At 68.0% G+C, this 15620-nt stretch carries 18 protein-coding genes; 8 read left to right on the forward strand and 10 right to left on the reverse strand.

The annotated features are described in order from the left end of the window. Positions 1–20 precede the first annotated feature (20 nt). Complete coding sequence (locus U4Z31_RS09260; RefSeq protein WP_321810043.1) at positions 21–713, forward strand: DUF2939 domain-containing protein; 693 nt, start codon at positions 21–23, stop codon at positions 711–713. A 94-nt stretch (positions 714–807) separates the two neighbouring features. Here U4Z31_RS09260 and U4Z31_RS09265 read toward each other — a convergent pair whose 3' ends face one another. Continuing rightward, a complete protein-coding gene (locus U4Z31_RS09265) occupies positions 808–1305 on the reverse strand; it encodes a universal stress protein (RefSeq protein ID WP_044843612.1) in 498 nt (165 codons plus the stop codon). Here U4Z31_RS09265 and U4Z31_RS09270 point away from each other — a divergent pair. The 3 genes from U4Z31_RS09270 to U4Z31_RS09280 all read left to right on the forward strand — a co-directional run bounded on the left by U4Z31_RS09270 (position 1304) and on the right by U4Z31_RS09280 (position 3387). Beyond that, entirely contained in the window at positions 1304–1468 is a 165-nt protein-coding gene (locus tag U4Z31_RS09270) for a hypothetical protein (RefSeq protein WP_185500322.1), read from the forward strand. The genes U4Z31_RS09265 and U4Z31_RS09270 overlap by 2 nt on opposite strands. Positions 1469–1632: 164 nt before the next feature. Then, positions 1633–2547: a nodulation factor ABC transporter ATP-binding protein NodI gene (nodI, locus tag U4Z31_RS09275; RefSeq protein ID WP_321810044.1), complete on the forward strand. Its 915-nt coding sequence runs from the start codon at positions 1633–1635 to the stop codon at positions 2545–2547. 6 nt (positions 2548–2553) lie between these two features. Beyond that, positions 2554–3387: an ABC transporter permease gene (locus U4Z31_RS09280; RefSeq protein ID WP_321810045.1), complete on the forward strand. Its 834-nt coding sequence runs from the start codon at positions 2554–2556 to the stop codon at positions 3385–3387. Between the two features lie 69 nt (positions 3388–3456). Here the strand turns inward: U4Z31_RS09280 and U4Z31_RS09285 are convergent, their stop codons facing one another. The 4 genes from U4Z31_RS09285 to U4Z31_RS09300 all read right to left on the reverse strand — a co-directional run bounded on the left by U4Z31_RS09285 (position 3457) and on the right by U4Z31_RS09300 (position 7304). Beyond that, the gene (locus U4Z31_RS09285) at positions 3457–3879 is read right to left on the reverse strand and encodes a hypothetical protein (RefSeq protein WP_044843615.1); all 423 of its coding nucleotides are present in this window, start codon (positions 3877–3879) and stop codon (positions 3457–3459) included. 224 nt (positions 3880–4103) lie between these two features. Then, complete coding sequence (locus U4Z31_RS09290) at positions 4104–5162, reverse strand: permease (RefSeq protein WP_044843616.1); 1059 nt, start codon at positions 5160–5162, stop codon at positions 4104–4106. After that, positions 5159–6286, reverse strand: a complete 1128-nt coding sequence (gene mnmH, locus U4Z31_RS09295; RefSeq protein WP_321810046.1) for a tRNA 2-selenouridine(34) synthase MnmH — start codon at positions 6284–6286, stop codon at positions 5159–5161. Before mnmH ends, U4Z31_RS09290 begins: the two co-directional genes overlap by 4 nt. Positions 6287–6350: 64 nt before the next feature. Then, a complete protein-coding gene (locus U4Z31_RS09300; protein ID WP_321810141.1) occupies positions 6351–7304 on the reverse strand; it encodes a LysR family transcriptional regulator in 954 nt (317 codons plus the stop codon). Positions 7305–7467: 163 nt separating this feature from the next. Here U4Z31_RS09300 and U4Z31_RS09305 point away from each other — a divergent pair, with 163 nt between their 5' ends. After that, positions 7468–8889: a M20 family metallopeptidase gene (locus tag U4Z31_RS09305; protein ID WP_321810047.1), complete on the forward strand. Its 1422-nt coding sequence runs from the start codon at positions 7468–7470 to the stop codon at positions 8887–8889. A gap of 35 nt (positions 8890–8924) precedes the next feature. Next, on the forward strand, positions 8925–10211 hold the full coding sequence (locus U4Z31_RS09310; RefSeq protein ID WP_124522215.1) for an MFS transporter: 1287 nt from the start codon (positions 8925–8927) through the stop codon (positions 10209–10211). 88 nt (positions 10212–10299) lie between these two features. Here the strand turns inward: U4Z31_RS09310 and U4Z31_RS09315 are convergent, their stop codons facing one another. Further along, a complete protein-coding gene (locus tag U4Z31_RS09315) occupies positions 10300–11352 on the reverse strand; it encodes an NADP(H)-dependent aldo-keto reductase (protein ID WP_044845042.1) in 1053 nt (350 codons plus the stop codon). A gap of 198 nt (positions 11353–11550) precedes the next feature. Further along, positions 11551–11988, reverse strand: coding sequence for a PaaI family thioesterase (locus U4Z31_RS09320; protein ID WP_321810048.1), 438 nt, complete (start codon positions 11986–11988; stop codon positions 11551–11553). Positions 11989–12157: 169 nt separating this feature from the next. Between U4Z31_RS09320 and U4Z31_RS09325 the strand changes: the two genes are divergently transcribed. Further along, complete coding sequence (locus U4Z31_RS09325; RefSeq protein ID WP_044845044.1) at positions 12158–12640, forward strand: winged helix-turn-helix transcriptional regulator; 483 nt, start codon at positions 12158–12160, stop codon at positions 12638–12640. A gap of 417 nt (positions 12641–13057) precedes the next feature. After that, positions 13058–13681 carry a phospholipase D family protein gene (locus U4Z31_RS09330; RefSeq protein WP_321810049.1) on the forward strand — a complete coding sequence of 208 codons (624 nt, stop codon included), beginning with the start codon at positions 13058–13060 and terminating at the stop codon, positions 13679–13681. 178 nt (positions 13682–13859) lie between these two features. On the opposite strand, the gene U4Z31_RS09335 is transcribed toward U4Z31_RS09330, so the two are convergent. The 3 genes from U4Z31_RS09335 to U4Z31_RS09345 all read right to left on the reverse strand — a co-directional run bounded on the left by U4Z31_RS09335 (position 13860) and on the right by U4Z31_RS09345 (position 15548). Beyond that, on the reverse strand, positions 13860–14078 hold the full coding sequence (locus U4Z31_RS09335) for a hypothetical protein (protein WP_124485550.1): 219 nt from the start codon (positions 14076–14078) through the stop codon (positions 13860–13862). Between the two features lie 427 nt (positions 14079–14505). Next, complete coding sequence (locus tag U4Z31_RS09340) at positions 14506–14979, reverse strand: VOC family protein (protein WP_124485551.1); 474 nt, start codon at positions 14977–14979, stop codon at positions 14506–14508. A gap of 260 nt (positions 14980–15239) precedes the next feature. Beyond that, positions 15240–15548, reverse strand: a complete 309-nt coding sequence (locus U4Z31_RS09345) for a hypothetical protein (protein WP_044845154.1) — start codon at positions 15546–15548, stop codon at positions 15240–15242. Positions 15549–15620 lie beyond the last annotated feature (72 nt).

Below are 15620 nucleotides of genomic sequence, written 5' to 3' on the forward strand. Positions count from 1 at the left end.
CTGTCCGCACCGGAGGCATCGTGACTGGATCTTCGGGCCGCGCGTGGCGGCTCAAGCCCCTGCTGATCGTCGCGCTGGCCGTCGCCGTTTTGGTGGCGATCGGCTATGCGTACGCATCGCCGTATGTCGCGCTCGGTCGCCTGAAATCGGCGATCGATGCGCGCGATGCGCAATCGGTCAGCGAATATGTCGACTTTCCGTCGCTGCGCATCAGCCTGAAGCAGCAGGTCACGGAAGAGTTGATGCACCGGATCGACGCGGTGAAGAAGGACAACCCGTTCGCGGTGATCGGCGCGCTGATCGGCTCTGCATTGATCGGCCCGCTCGTCGATGCGTATGCGACACCGGAAGGCGTCGCGGCGCTGATGAGCGGCATTCCCCCGCGCGGTAATCCGGGCGAGCGGCCACCCGAATGGTCGGGCCCGCCGTCAGGCGGTGCGCCTGGCAGCGCATCGGCCGCACCGCCGGCCAATCCGGCGAGCACACCCGTACCGGGCAGCAATGCCTCGGTCGCGTCCGCGCCGGCCCCCGCATCCGCGCCAGCCGGCCCGGGCGACACGCGCCATCCGCAGCAAACGAGCGCCGGCTACCGGAATATCGATGAATTTGTCGTGACCTACCAGCGCAGTGCCGACGGCACGCGCTATGCGGCGATCTTCCACCGCTTCGGCCTGTTTTCGTGGAAGCTGTCCGCGATCGACCTGCACGCGTGAGCGGTCGCGATCGGGATCGATGCCGCTGCGGCGGCAATGGCGAGCGACCGGCGCGGATCGCAGTAACAACCCGGCCGGTCACACGATCACAGTGTCACTTGCCGCTCGCGGTGGCCGCTTCGCGTTCGCGCGCGATCTCGGCCTTTTGCTCTTCCGCTGACGAACACGCGACCAGAATGCTGCAGTTCACGCGATCGAGCAGTTGCGTATTGCCCGACCCCATCCACCATCTCGACAATCCGCTGCGGCACCGATGGCCGACAACGACGAGGTCGGCCTTCAACTCGGTCGCGAGATTCGCGATTTCGTCGATCGGATAACCGAACGCAAAATGGCCTTCGGCCTGGACGCCACGCTCGCGCAGCCAGTTCACGCCTTCCTGCAGGATCTCGCGCGCGGTTTCCTCGAAGCGGCCGCAGGCGACGTCGGTCAGCAGCCCCGCGCTTTGCGCGATGCTCGAGCGCATGTCGACGACCGACAGCAAATGCGTTTCCGCCTTCAGGTCCAGCGCGAGATTCGCACCGCACCGCAAGGCCTTGCGTCCTTCGAGCGTGCCGTCGTAGCACAGCAGAATCTTGTTGTAGCTAGCCATGAGACCTCCCTATCGCGACAACGTGCCCTATGCACTCATCATGGTGCGCCGCAATTCCGGACGCAAGGGATGGAAAACGCTGATTCGCCACGCGGGGCGCGTCGGCGATGATGCGGTGCACGATCCGTGCGCGCATGCACCGTCGCGCGCGTGCGCGCCCTGAAGAGACGCAGCCGATGCACTAGAATGGCCCGTTCGTGTCCTCGACGTGCGTTCGCCCCGGTCATGTCCATGTGACACGCATTCGCCCGATCCGTTCGCCGAGCGGCATGCCCATCCGGCCGGCCGCGAAACGCGTCCGCGCCTGCCTACAACGACAACCTGCCCATGTCCGTTGCACCGATCGATTTCCGGAACGTCGAAAAGCGCTATGGCGACAAGCTCGTCGTCAACGGCCTGTCCTTCCACGTGCAGGCCGGCGAATGCTACGGCCTGCTCGGGCCGAACGGCGCCGGCAAGACCACGACGCTGAAGATGCTGCTCGGCCTCGTGTATCCCGACGCCGGCACCATTTCACTGTGCGGCAAACCGGTTCCGTCGCGCGCACGGCATGCGCGCCAGCGCGTCGGCGTCGTCCCGCAGTTCGACAACCTCGACCCCGACTTCACGGTCCGCGAAAACCTGCTCGTGTTCAGCCGCTATTTCGGGATGTCGGCGCAGGCTTCACGCGCGCTGGTGCAGCCGCTGCTCGAATTCGCGAAGCTGGAAAACAAGGCCGATGCGAAGGTCGGCGAGCTGTCGGGCGGGATGAAGCGCCGTCTGACGCTTGCGCGCGCGCTCGTCAACGATCCGGACGTGCTGGTGCTCGACGAGCCGACGACTGGGCTCGATCCGCAGGCGCGGCACCTGATGTGGGAGCGCTTGCGTTCGCTGCTCGCGCGCGGCAAGACGATCCTGATCACCACGCATTTCATGGAGGAAGCCGAGCGCCTGTGCGACCGGCTGTGCGTGATCGAGGAAGGCCGCAAGATCGCCGAAGGCGCGCCGCACGCGCTGATCGAATCGGAGATCGGCTGCGACGTGATCGAGATCTACGGGCCGGACCCGGTCGCGCTGCGCGACGAGCTGACGCCGTTCGCGAAACGCACCGAGATCAGCGGCGAGACGCTGTTCTGCTACGTGAGCGACCCCGAGCCGCTCAGCGCCCGGCTCAAGGGTCGCACGGGATTGCGCTATCTGCATCGTCCGGCCAATCTGGAAGACGTGTTCCTGCGGCTCACGGGCCGCGAAATGCAGGACTGATCGATCATGGACGCACGCAACTATTCCGCCGCCGCGCCGTCCGCACCGCCACGCGAATCACGCTTCGCAGTCGCGCTGCCCGCGAATGCCACCAACTGGATCGCCGTGTGGCGGCGCAACTACCTCGTGTGGCGCAAGCTCGCGCTCGCGTCGCTGTTCGGCAATCTCGCCGATCCGATGATCTACCTGTTCGGGCTGGGATTCGGGCTCGGCCTGATGCTCGGCCACGTCGACGGCGTGTCGTACATCGCGTTCCTCGCGGCCGGCACGGTCGGTTCGAGCGTGATGATGTCCGCGAGCTTCGAGTCGATGTATTCGGGCTTCTCGCGGATGCACGTGCAGCGCACCTGGGAAGCGATCATGCACACGCCGCTCGCGCTGGGCGACATCGTGCTCGGGGAGATCGTCTGGGCGGCGAGCAAGGCGCTGTTGTCGGGCGTCGCGATCATGCTCGTCGCGGGCCTGCTCGGCTATGCGCGCTTTCCGTCGATGCTCGCGGCGCTACCCGTGATCGTGCTCGCCGGCCTCGCGTTCGCGAGCACGGCGATGATCGTCACCGCGCTCGCGCCGTCCTACGACTTCTTCATGTTCTATCAGACGCTCGTGCTGACGCCGATGCTGCTGCTGTCGGGCGTGTTCTTCCCGATCACGCAGTTGCCGCCGATCGCGCAGCATGCCGCGCACGTGCTGCCGCTCGCCAACGCGGTCGAACTGATCCGGCCCGCGATGCTCGGCCGGCCGGCGACGGACGCCGGCCTGCATCTCGCGGTGCTCGCCGGTTATGCGATCGGCGGATTCATCGTCTCCGCATGGCTGTTCCGGCGGCGCATGATGCGCTGACGGCCGGCGCGCACGGCGCGCCGGCTCGCTGCGACGAAGTGGCGAACTGGCGACGAAGCGGCGGCGGCATTACTCGTCGTCGTCGCTCCACGGAATCTCGACGTCGGTCAGGAATGCGACGGTCGCCAGCGGGCCGCCTTCGTGGCGGCCGAGCTTGCCGTCCGCGCGATGCCATTCGACGCGGAACTGCGTACCCGGATCGTCGGCAACCAGATAGACCGCGCGCAATTCTTCGGCGTCGGCTTCGTCGACCGGACCGTCGAACGACACCAGCATCTTTTGCGGCCACAGGCCGTTCACCGGATCGTAGATGCGGTCGCCCTGCGGAATCTCGATGCTGGCCTCGACGCCGATCGTGGCGGAGGCTTCGATGATCATCGTGCCGAGCGCGTTCAGCACGGCAGTCGCCCGCGCGGAATTGGCCTGGCGGATCGCGAGATCGCCACGCGTCAGCGCCTTTTCGAGTCGAGGATGAATCTTCGGTTGGGTCATGCGTTTTCCTGTTTGCTTCTTGTAAAGGGCACCGCGCGCGTGAGGCGGCGGCGCCGGATGAATACGACGGTCATGCGACGGGACCGGTCGGCGCGGGCCGCGGCGGCCATCGCGCAGGGTCCGGTCGCCGGCAGCCGGGCATGTCGTGCCCCGCGCCTCGATCGGCCACGCGAGCCGGACTTGTCCGGCCGTCGCGCCCGCTCGCCGTCCCGTCCGCGAGTCCGTCAGAACCCGAATGCGATCGCGAGCAGCCCGCTCACGATCCCGAACACGACGACGAGGCCCGTGACGATCGCCAGCATGTAAGGCTTGAACGACCGCGCGAGCATCGCGAGCGACGGCACGCTGATCGGCGGCAGCGTCATCAGCAGCGCGGCGGCCGGGCCGACGCCCATGCCGAGCGACAGCATCGCCTGGATGATCGGCACTTCACCGGCCGTCGGGATCACGAACAACGTCCCCGCGACCGCGAACGCGATGATCCAGCCGAGATGGTTGCCGATGTCCGGGCCGATATGCGGGAACAGCCACGCGCGCGCGGCGCCGAGCAGCAGCACGAGCACGATGTATTCGGGCACGAGCCGCACGGCCATGCGTGCGAGCAGCTTCATCCAGCGGACGAACGGATTGCCCGCGGCAGCCTGTTCGGCCACCAGCGCGGCGAGTTGCGCGTCGTCGATACTGCGGTCCTCCGGACGCGCGATGCGGTTCAGCAGATAGCCGATCCCGAACACCATCGCGATGCCGAGCACGAGCCGCAACGCGCTCCAGTGCCAGCCGAGCACGAAGCCCATGAACACCAGCGCGGCCGGATTCAGCACCGTGTTGCCAAGCCAGAACGCGACCGCGCCGCCCGGCGACGCGTGCCGCGCACGCAGGCCCGCGACGACCGGTGCCGCGCAGCACGTGCACATCATGCCCGGCAGCGACAGCAGGCCGCCCGCGGCGACACTGCCGAAGCCCGTGCGGCCGAGCACGCGCGCGACCCAGTGCGCGGGCAGCAGCGCCTGCACGGCCGAACCGAGCAGCAGGCCGAGCACCATGGCCTGCCAGATCGCCTTGCCATACGCCCATGCGTAGTCGAGCGCCGCCTTCAGCGACGGCTCGGGCGCGCTCGCCGACGTGCCCATCAGGATCGACTGGCCGATCGAATGATGCTCGGCGGCGACGAACGCCTTGTTGTAGTACGGGAACCATTTCACGTAGAACAGTCCCGCGACCGCGATCAGCAGGAAGGTCAGCCAGCCGAGCGCCGGACTGGGTTGGGTGCGTGTGGTCGTCATCGTGCGGTGGTCGTAGGGTTGTGGTCGGTGGCCGCTCGCGCCGCCCCGCCGGCGGCGGGCGAGGCCGGCAGCCCGGCCTGCGCGAGCGCGTCGAGCAGCGCGCGCGCCTGCTCGCGCCCGTCGGCCGCATTCGGCCGGAAAGTGAACGCCAGTGCGCGGTTCGGCTTGTTGTACGTGGCGCGGTAGGTGCGCGCATAGGCGGGATCGTAATGCTTGTCGATCAGTTCGGTGAACAGCTCGGCCCGCGCGTCGGCATCGATCAGCGCATGCCAGTGCGCCACCTCGTCACGGCTGTGCAGGCCGATCAGCCGATTGAGCTGCGCCTTGAACGCGGCCGGCTCGTCGAACAGGTGGGCATAGTCGTCAAGGAGAAACGCGATGCGTTCGTCGTGCGCCGCCTCGACCTGCACCCACGGCCCGGCGTGAAACGCGTCGATCAACGCGATCGGCAGGTGCACGAGCCCGATCCTGCGGCTTTCCGATTCGACGAACACCGGCCATTCGGGGTCGAAACGCCCGAGTGTCTCGACGAGCCCCGAATCGAAGCCCTTCTGCGACGGCTGCGGCTTGCCCGGCAGCGCGCCGAGCAGCGAGCCGCGATGGCGCGCGAGCGCCTCGAGATCGAGCGTCTGCGCCCCTTCGTCGCGCAGCGCGTTCAGCAGCCGGGTCTTGCCGCAGCCGGTATGACCGACGAGCGCGATGTAGCGAAACCGCGTCGGCAGCGTGTCGAGCGTCGCGCACACCGAGTGGCGGTACGCCTTGTAGCCGCCGTCGAGCTGGCGCGCCTGCCAGCCGATCAGGTTGAACCAGGTCGTCATCGAACCCGAGCGCTTGCCGCCGCGCCAGCAGTAGATCAGCGGCCGCCAGTTGCGCGGACGGTCTGCAAACGTGGTGTCGAGATGGCGCGCGATGTTGCGTGCGACCATCGCCGCGCCGACGCGCGTCGCTTCATACGGCGACACCTGACGGTACATCGTGCCGACGATCACGCGCTCCTCGTTGCTGAGCACGGGCGCGTTCAGCGCGCCGGGGATGTGATCCTCGGCGAATTCGAGCGGCGTGCGCACGTCGATGATCTCGTCGAACTCGCCGGCGCGATCGAGGGTGACAATCAGGTTCTTCAATTTGGCGTCGAACAGGGGCGATGCGGCTCGGCGAGCCGCACGGGCACGGAAGGCGGATTCGCGATTATCTCACGCCCGGGCGTCCCGGGCCGCGCGCGGCAACCGGCGGCGACGACGCGGCGCTCATCACGTCGATCAGATGGTCGCGAAACGCGCGCACCGACGCGGGCAGATCGCGCCCCGCCATGGTCTGCACCTGGATGCTGCGCTCGCGCAGCTGGGGGTTCGTGACGGGCACGACGACGAAGCCGTCCGCGTCGAAGCGGTCGCGTACCGACAGCAGCCCGGTGAACATGACCGCACCGGTACGCTGCGCGTAGCGGTACATCACCGCGGTGTTGTTGCTGGTCAGTTCCGGCTCGAGCATGAGCCCGTCGAGCACGCACGCGATGTCGATCAGCTGGCGCACCGTCGTGCCGGCCTCGGGCAGCACATGCGGGTGCCGGGCGACATCGGCGAGCGACACCGAATCGCGCGCCGCGAGCGGATGGTCGCGCCGCACGAGCGCGAAGACCGGCGCACGCTCCGTGTGTTCGACGCGTACGCCCTGCTCCGGCGCCAGGCTGAACGTCAGCCCGATGTCGGCATCGCCGTCGCGCACGCGCCGCGTCGCCTCCGCCGGCGACACGACCCACACCGAGAAATCGACGCCCGGGTGGCGCGCCTTGAAGCCCGCGAGCGCACCCGGCAGGAAATCGATCGCGAACCCTTCCGAGCAGGCGACCTTCAGCAGGCTGCCGTGCAGCGCCTCCAGCCCGCCGATTTCCTTCATCACGTGCTCGGCCTCCAGCAGGCTGCGCTGCGCGAAGCCCAGCAACCGTTCGCCGGCCTCCGACAGCGCCATCCCGCGCGGCCGGCGCTCGAACAGCGGCGCGCCGAGCTCGCTTTCGAGCTTCGCGATCTGCCGGCTGATCGCCGAGACGGCCACGTGCAGCCGCGCCGATGCGTCGCTGATCGACCCGGTGCGCGCGACTTCGACGAAATACCGCAACGCAAGACCATGCAGGAAAGCCGCCATCATTCTGCCCCCGGGCCCGTCGTCCAGGCCGCTCCGCTTTGCCTTTTCGGCAAAGAAATGTTCGAAATTCGATCATTGTGACAAAAAAAACGGCTTCCTAGAATCGATCGCACTCCCGGTCGTGCGCGCCGCGCCCGCCGGAAAACCGATACAGGAGACCGTCTTGAGCCGTAACGCCGCCATCCAGCACGCGCTGAACCAGTTCGAATCGGGCGCGTTCTTCACGACCCTGAGCCGCCGCGTCGGCCTGCGCACCGAGAGCCAGGACAGCGGCTCGGGCGCCGCGCTGCGCGCCTACCTGACCGACGAGATCGCACCGGAGGCCGCGCGCCTCGGCTTCACGTCGCGGATCGTCGAGAATCCGGCCGACGGCGGCGGCCCGTTCCTGCTGGCCTCGCGCCACGAGGACGACGCACTGCCGACCGTGCTGATCTACGGCCACGGCGACGTTGTGCGCGGCTACGAAGCGCAATGGCGCGCGCCGCTGTCGCCGTGGACACTGACCGTCGACGGCGATCGCTGGTACGGCCGCGGCAGTGCCGACAACAAGGGGCAGCACACGATCAACCTGGCCGCGCTGGCGAGCGTGCTCGCCGCGCGCGGCGGCCGGCTCGGCTTCAACGCGAAACTGCTGATCGAGATGGGCGAGGAGACGGGGTCGCCGGGCCTCGACGCACTGTGCCGCCAGGAGCGCGACACGCTCGCGGCCGACGTGCTGATCGCGTCCGACGGGCCGCGCGTCACCGCCGAACGCCCCACCGTGTTCCTCGGCTCGCGCGGCTGCGTCAACTTCAAGCTCAGCCTGCGCGCCCGCGACGGCGGCCATCACTCGGGCAACTGGGGCGGCCTGCTGCGCAACCCGGCGACCGTGCTCGCGAACGCGCTCGCAAGCCTCGTCGACGCGCGCGGCGCGATCCGCGTCGCGGGGCTGCGCCCGCCGCCGATCCCGGCCGCCGTGCGCGCCGCGCTCGCCGACCTGTCCGTCGGCGGCGGCCCCGGCGATCCGGCGCTCGACGCCGACTGGGGCGAGCCGGGCCTCTCCGCCGCCGAGCGCGTGTTCGGCTGGAATACGTTCGAGATCCTCGCGTTCAAGGCCGGCAGTCCCGACCATCCGGTCAATGCGATTCCACCCGTCGCGTATGCGCACTGCCAGCTGCGTTTCGTGGTCGGCACCGACTGGGAGGCGCTGCATGCGCACCTGCGCGCGCATCTGGATGCGCACGGCTTCGCCGACATCGAGATCGACGTCGAACGCGGCGCACCGGCGACGCGCCTGCCGCCGGACGATCCGTGGGTCCGCTGGGCCGTCGCGTCGCTTGCGCGCACGACCGGCAAGAAGCCCGCGATCCTGCCGAACCTCGGCGGCACGCTGCCGAACGAAGTGTTCGCCGATACGCTCGGGCTGCCGACGCTGTGGGTGCCGCACTCGTATCCGGCGTGCTCGCAGCACGCGCCCGACGAGCACCTGCTCGCGAGCGTCGTGCGGGAAGGACTGCAGATGATGGCCGGCCTCTTCTGGGATCTCGGCGACGCCGCGCCGCCCGTTCGCCGCGCGGCACCCGCCGCGGCCGGCGCCGCCCTGTAACGCGCTTCGCCCCCTTTCTCGGGACCGCTCACACGATGAATACGACCACCCTGACCTCGCAGGACGCCGCGCGCCCCAGCACCGCGAAGATCCGCCGCATCATCTTCGCCGCGTCGATCGGCAACGCGCTCGAATGGTTCGACCTGATCGTCTACGGCTTTTTCGCGGTGACGATCGCCAAGCTGTTCTTCCCCGCGACGAGCGAGGCGACCTCGCTGCTGCTCACGCTCGGCACGTTCGGGCTGTCCTACCTGATCCGGCCAATCGGCGGCTTCGTGCTCGGCGCCTACGCGGACCGCGCGGGCCGCAAGGCGTCGCTGCTGCTGTCGATCGCGATGATGATGGCCGGCACGCTGCTGATCGCGCTGATGCCGACCTATGCGTCGATCGGCATCCTCGCGCCGCTCGGGATCATGCTGTCGCGGCTGATGCAGGGCTTTTCCGCCGGCGGCGAATTCGCGAGCTCGACCGCGTTCCTCGTCGAACACGCGCCGCAGCGGCGCGGCTTCATGTCGAGCTGGCAGTTCGCGAGCCAGGGTCTCGCGACGCTGCTCGCATCGGGCTTCGGTGCACTGCTGACGTCGACGCTGAGCACCGCGCAACTCGAAAGCTGGGGCTGGCGCGTGCCGTTCCTGTTCGGCCTCGCGATCGGCCCGGTCGGGCTCTACATCCGCCGCTACGTCGACGAAGGCATCGAGTTCAAGACGCAGGCGCGCTCGGAAGCGCCCGTGCGCGAACTGTTCGCGGACCAGAAGATGCGCGTGCTGCTGTCGATCGGCGTGCTCGTGATCTCGACCGCGATCAACTACATGGTGCTGTACATGCCGACGTATGCGATCAAGCAGCTCGGGCTGCCGGCATCGACGGGCTTCGCGGCGACGCTCGCGACCGGCTTCGTGCTGACGCTCGTCACGCCGCTCGTCGGCCACCTGTCCGATCGCACCGGACGGATCCGCGTGATGGCGGCAGCCGCCGTGCTGATGCTCGTCACCGTCTGGCCGACGTTCGCGTGGCTCACGCATCACGCGTCGTTCGCGACGATGCTCGCCGCGCTGATCTGGATCGGCCTGCTGAAGGCGACGTACTGCGGCGCGCTGCCGGCGCTGATGGCCGAGCTGTTTCCGTCGCAGACCCGTGCGACCGGTCTCGCCGTCAGCTACAACACGGGCGTCACGCTGTTCGGCGGCTTCGCGCCGTTCGTGATCACGTGGCTGATCAGCGCGACCGGCAACCGGCTGTCGCCGGCGCTGTACCTGATCGGTTGCGCCGTGTTGAGTCTCATCGCACTGCTGGTCGCGCGCACGCGGCTCGGGATGCGCTGACCGCGCTCGCGAACAAAACGACGGCGCGGCGATGCGCGCCTGACGCGGCCGTCGCGGCATCCGTGCCGCGCGCCATTTACCGTGACGTTTACGGCGCCGGATTCGGCTGCAGCTCGTGCAGCGCGTCGATCTCGGCGAGGATCTCGTCGGACAGCTTCACGCCGATGCTGCCGATGTTCTCCTTCAGTTGCGCGAGCGACGTCGCCCCGACCAGGTTGCTGCGCACGAACGGCCGGCTGTTGACGAACGCGAGCGCGAGCTGCGCGGGCGACAGCCCGTGGCGCTGCGCGAGCGCGACGTAGCGCGACGTCGCTTCGACCGCCTGCGGCTTGCTGTAACGCTGGAAGCGCTCGAACAGCGTGATGCGCGCGCCGGCCGGACGCGCGCCGTTCTCGTACTTGCCGGACAGCCAGCCGAACGCGAGCGGCGAATACGCGAGCAGGCCGATGCCGTCGCGATGCGTGAATTCGGACAGGCCGTTCTCGAACGTGCGGTTCAGCAGGCTGTACGGATTCTGGATGCTCGCGATGCGCGGCAGCCCGAGCTTCTCGGCCGCGCGCAGGAACTGCGCGACGCCCCACGGCGTTTCGTTCGACACGCCGATCGCGCGGATCTTGCCGGCCTTCACGAATTCCGCGAGCACGCCGAGCGTTTCCTCGATCGGCACCGTATACGCATCGTCGACCCACGGATACGCGGGGCGGCCGAACGTCGTCGTGCTGCGATCGGGCCAATGCAGCTGGTACAGGTCGACATAATCCGTCTGCAGGCGCTTGAGACTGCCGTCGAGCGCCTCGGTCAGGTTCTTGCGGTCGAACTGGTTGCCTTCGCCGCGAATATGGCGCGGATTGTGCGGCTGCCGCGCCGGGCCCGCGATCTTCGTCGCGAGCACGATCCGGTCGCGCTGCGCACGATGCTGCGCGAGCCAGGTGCCGATGTACTGCTCCGTGCGGCCCTGGGTATCGGGCTTCGGGGGGACCGGATACATTTCCGCGGCATCGATCAGCGTGACGCCCTGCCCGAGCGCGTAATCGATCTGCTCGTGCGCGTCGCGCTCCGAATTCTGCTCGCCCCACGTCATCGTGCCGAGACCGATCAGGCTGACCTCGATGCCCGAATCGCCGAGTGTGCGGTATTCCATGCTGTTCCTGTCGCGTCAGTGGAAAGCAGAAACGCTATCACACTGAAGCGAATGCTTCAGATGGCCGATGCGTTCACTTACAGGCGGCCTTCGATGTGCGTTCAGCCCTCGCCGATACGGATACGGCCGCCTTCGCGCGCGTCGTCCGGTGGATGGCGCCGGACGGCCGCGCCGGGCGTAACGACGCCACGCCTCCCGTTATTGCGGCCGCTGAATGAAGCAGGTCGCCGATGCATGCGCGACGATCTTGTCGTCCGGCGTTTTCAGCGTGCCTTCGGCGACGCCCAGCGAACGCGACAGGTGAATCACGCGCCCTTCGGCGATCAGGTCGACGTCGCGCGGCACCGGACGCAGCATCTTCACGTGCAGGTCGACCGTGCCGTAGCCGACGCCCGCGTCGAGCATCGAATGCACCGCGCAACCCGTGACCGAGTCGAGCACCGTCGCGGCGAATCCGCCGTGCACGCCGCCGAGCGGATTCAGGTGCCGGCTGTCCGCCCGCGCCGAAAACTTCACGTAACCGAGCTCGACGCCCAGCGGCCGCATCGGGATCGTCTCCGAGATCGACGCGAGCGGCACGTCGCCCGCCGCCGCCGCGCGCAGCAGGTCGAGACCGGACAGGGAAAGCGGATTCATCGGGTTGTCTCCTGATTGAACGCGCGTCGCCGCGCGAGTAAGTTCCAAATTGGAACTGATTATTGACAAGCGCGCCGGGCTTGTCAATGCAGCCGGCACCCGGTGCAACCGAAGCTCAGTTCTATAATCGAACCCACTCCTTCGCTGAACTGCCGCACGAGACTCGATCATGAAATGGGATGACATCGGTACGCTGAACTGCTCGGTCGCGCGCACGCTTGCCGTGCTCGGCGATCGCTGGACCATGCTGATCCTGCGCAACGCCTTTCTCGGCTGCCGCCGCTTCGATGCATTCCAGACGCAGCTGGGCCTCACGCGTCACGTACTGGCCGAGCGGCTCGCGCGCCTCGTCGACGAAGGCGTACTGGTCAAGCGCGCGTATCAGGAACGCCCGCCGCGCTTCGAATACCGGTTGACCGAAAAAGGCCTCGACCTGTACCCGGCCCTGCTCGCGCTGATGACCTGGGGCGATCGCTGGAAGGACGACGGCCAAGGGCCGCCGGTGCAATTGCGCCATCGCACCTGTGGCCAGCTGATGCATGCGGTCGCGGTGTGCTCGGCGTGCGGTGAGCCGCTCGACCCGCGCCACGTGCAGCCGGAACCCGGGCCCGGCTGGGTTGCGCACGAGGTGGCCGGAACGCACGATGCGTGACGCGTCGCGCTGAGCGCCGGTCGTACGCACATGGGTACGCCCATGACAGCGCGGCGCGGCCATCACGCGTGCGCGTGTTGCATGCGTCTTCGCTCGACGCGCATCGTTCGTGTTGCCGCGCCCTGCCTGCCGTTCCCGTCTCGTCGATCGCACGCCGCATCGACTCTGCGCCCGCACGTGCGTGCCGTTCGTCACGCAGGGACCGTGCCGTCTGCGCACACACGCGCACCGCATCGACTTCCGGCACCCGGCACGACCGCCGAGCCGATGCAAGCGCCGCGCGGCATGATGAACATCACCGCGTCGAGCGCTGCAGGCAGCCATCCAGCGTCTTCCATTCACATCCGGGCGTGACCACGCCGCCGTGTCTGCGTTACACTCACGGCCCGCTGTCTCAAAAAAGATTCGCTGTCCAAGATGTTGTCGCGCAAACGCCTCGCCGCCGCCTGCCTCGCTGCTTCCCTCCTCGCCACACCCTTCGCCGCCTTCGGCAAGACGCACAACGAATCGCTGCTGCAGCAGGCGTTCGACTTCATCGCGCAACTGCTGCCGACTCCGACCCATGAAGCGCCCGCCACGCAGGCCGTCGAATCGGCGTTCTCACCCGATGGCGGTGCGGAGGCGCTCGTGCTGAAGGCAATCGGCGCCGCGCGCACCTCGATTCGCGTGGCCGCCTACTCGTTCACGTCGCCGCCCGTCACGCGCGCGCTGCTCGCCGCGAAGCGACGCGGCGTGAATGTCGCGGTCGTCGTGGACGACAAGGGCAATCGCGCGAAGAGCAGCAAGCAGGCGCTGAACCTGCTCGTCAACGCGGGCATTCCGACGCGCACGATCGACGCCTATGCGATCCACCACGACAAGTACCTCGTGATCGACGCCGAACATGTCGAGACGGGCTCGTTCAACTACAGCGCTTCGGCAGCCAGCCGCAATTCCGAAAACGTCGTCGTGGTCTGGAACAATCCGCAACTCGCGTCGCGCTACCTCGCGCATTGGCAAAGCCGCTTCGACCAGGGCACGCCGTACCGCTCGTCGTACTGACGCTTCGCCGCCCGCGATCACAGGCGCCGTTCGCGTGCGACGCGGCCGACGCGCGCCGTCGTCGCACATCCGCGCCGTGGTGTCGTCAATGATCGGCGCGCATTGCATGGCGATCAACCTGGCCGAATGGCCTGCACACAGGACATGACGGCGCCGCGATCGCTGGAATCGGTTGAAATCAATGGATGTCGGGCGAGCGCTCGGCGATCTGCGTGGCCGCGACGCACCGGCCGGCATGCGCACGCGCATCGCTTGCCGAAGGCTTCGGCCGATCGCGCGTACCGCCAGGCAACGCGTCGAGTACGCAGTCGGCACTGAAGGTCAACGTGTTCTGGACCATCGGATAGAGCAGATACAGCGCCAACGCGAGATACCCCGCGTACAGGATTCGAACCATGGTGCGTTAGATGAACGATTGATCTTGCCCTGTTTACGGCATCACGTCGGACAGCTTGAGCACCGGGCGTCGAATTGCATGGCCGGCAGCAACGCACGGCGCGTGAAGCGTCCGTGTCGCATCGACATGACTACAACGCGTCGTGGCAGCAGAATGCGTGATGCTGCTCGACGGGCGCTCGTCGAGCGTTGCGGTATCGACAGAAGCGAAGCACGCCGCCCGGCTTGCGCGAGCGCCGAGCGACATACGATCCCGCGCGGCATCGCGCGGTCGCCGACCGGCTCGCATCGGCCGATCGGCACAGGTACGAATCCGCGGACAAGCAGCGAAGCAACGCCGCCGGCACCTGAACGCGGACGAGCCGCGCGCCGATACGCGCGGCCATGGGCCACGTTCAGTCGCGTTCAACCGGATTCGCCCGGCCCGGTCAGGCTCCGCACGGCGGCGCGCTCGCCATCGCTTCCGCGATCTGCTCGGGCGTCAGGTCGCGCTGGTGGGTCGCGATCGACCAGCGATGGCCGAACGGATCCTCCACTTGCCCATAGCGATCGCCCCAGAACATGTCGGCGGCCGGCATCGTGACTGTCGCGCCGGCCGCGACGGCCTGCGCGATCGCCGCATCGGTGTCCGGCACGAACAGGTGCAGGCAGACCGGCGTGCCTTTCAGCGTCTTCGGCCCGAGTGCGCCGTGCTCCGGCATTTCATCCACGAGCATCAGCGTCGAATCGCCGATTGCGAGGCATGCGTGCGCGAGCCGGCCGTCCGGGGTCGGCAGGCGGAACCGTTCGGTCGCGTTGAATGCGCGCTTGTAGAAGTCGATGGCTGCGGCGGCGCCGGCGCAGATCAGATGCGGCGTCAGCGTGCGCATCCCTTCCGGGATCGGATTGACGGATGTGGTCATGGGTGTCGCTCCTTCAGTCGGTGTCGTGTCGGAAATCGGGACGGACGCACGATGCGCACGCCTCCGATGCTACGACGGACGGACTCGACGGAAATCGACACGCCGGACGACATTTTTTTATTCGCGACAGGCGCCGGAACAGGTTCGGCCCGACAACGCGCGAGCATCAGGCAGCGTGCGACCTCCAATGGGGCGATCGCGCATCCGGGCATGGCCTCGTGCGCGATGGCACGGCTCGCGGAACACGCGCCGATCGCCGCTCAGATCTGCGGAAGGTCGCGCAACGTGCGCGACTCGCTCGTCGCATCGATGTCGAGTTCGATCCCCTCCGACGCGTCGCGATACAGCACGCGCTTCAGCCGCGGCCCCACCGCTGTGCCGTCCGCTTCGTCAAATACGGCGCGAACGTCGTTGCCGGCCGCGAGCGCACGTGCCACTTCCGCCACCGACGCCTCGCTCGGCGTCGCCGCCCAGGACCGGTCCGCCGGATTGACGGCCGCCCAGCGCACGTGCGTCACACGCGCACTGCGCACATCGATTCGGACACCATTCACCGCGAACATCGACATCGGAATCTCCTTCGAAACGGTTGCGGCCGGGCGAACGCCCGACGATGGAAACCGGCGATGGCGCGACAGCAC

The organism is Burkholderia sp. BCC1985, from assembly GCF_905339915.1.
Lineage (GTDB): Bacteria > Pseudomonadota > Gammaproteobacteria > Burkholderiales > Burkholderiaceae > Burkholderia.

Bases quoted from the DNA above. Each gene is read 5' to 3' on its own strand.
- U4Z31_RS09320 (WP_321810048.1), bottom strand. From the start codon at position 11,988: ATGAATCCGCTTTCCCTGTCCGGTCTCGACCTGCTGCGCGCGGCGGCG.
- U4Z31_RS09330 (WP_321810049.1), top strand. From the start codon at position 13,058: ATGTTGTCGCGCAAACGCCTCGCCGCCGCCTGCCTCGCTGCTTCCCTC.
- U4Z31_RS09270 (WP_185500322.1), top strand. From the start codon at position 1,304: ATGAGACCTCCCTATCGCGACAACGTGCCCTATGCACTCATCATGGTG.
- U4Z31_RS09345 (WP_044845154.1), bottom strand. From the start codon at position 15,548: ATGTCGATGTTCGCGGTGAATGGTGTCCGAATCGATGTGCGCAGTGCG.
- U4Z31_RS09300 (WP_321810141.1), bottom strand. From the start codon at position 7,304: ATGGCGGCTTTCCTGCATGGTCTTGCGTTGCGGTATTTCGTCGAAGTC.
- U4Z31_RS09335 (WP_124485550.1), bottom strand. From the start codon at position 14,078: ATGGTTCGAATCCTGTACGCGGGGTATCTCGCGTTGGCGCTGTATCTG.
- U4Z31_RS09265 (WP_044843612.1), bottom strand. From the start codon at position 1,305: ATGGCTAGCTACAACAAGATTCTGCTGTGCTACGACGGCACGCTCGAA.
- U4Z31_RS09290 (WP_044843616.1), bottom strand. From the start codon at position 5,162: ATGACGACCACACGCACCCAACCCAGTCCGGCGCTCGGCTGGCTGACC.
- nodI (WP_321810044.1), top strand. From the start codon at position 1,633: ATGTCCGTTGCACCGATCGATTTCCGGAACGTCGAAAAGCGCTATGGC.
- U4Z31_RS09280 (WP_321810045.1), top strand. From the start codon at position 2,554: ATGGACGCACGCAACTATTCCGCCGCCGCGCCGTCCGCACCGCCACGC.
- U4Z31_RS09285 (WP_044843615.1), bottom strand. From the start codon at position 3,879: ATGACCCAACCGAAGATTCATCCTCGACTCGAAAAGGCGCTGACGCGT.
- U4Z31_RS09310 (WP_124522215.1), top strand. From the start codon at position 8,925: ATGAATACGACCACCCTGACCTCGCAGGACGCCGCGCGCCCCAGCACC.
- U4Z31_RS09325 (WP_044845044.1), top strand. From the start codon at position 12,158: ATGAAATGGGATGACATCGGTACGCTGAACTGCTCGGTCGCGCGCACG.
- U4Z31_RS09315 (WP_044845042.1), bottom strand. From the start codon at position 11,352: ATGGAATACCGCACACTCGGCGATTCGGGCATCGAGGTCAGCCTGATC.
- U4Z31_RS09340 (WP_124485551.1), bottom strand. From the start codon at position 14,979: ATGACCACATCCGTCAATCCGATCCCGGAAGGGATGCGCACGCTGACG.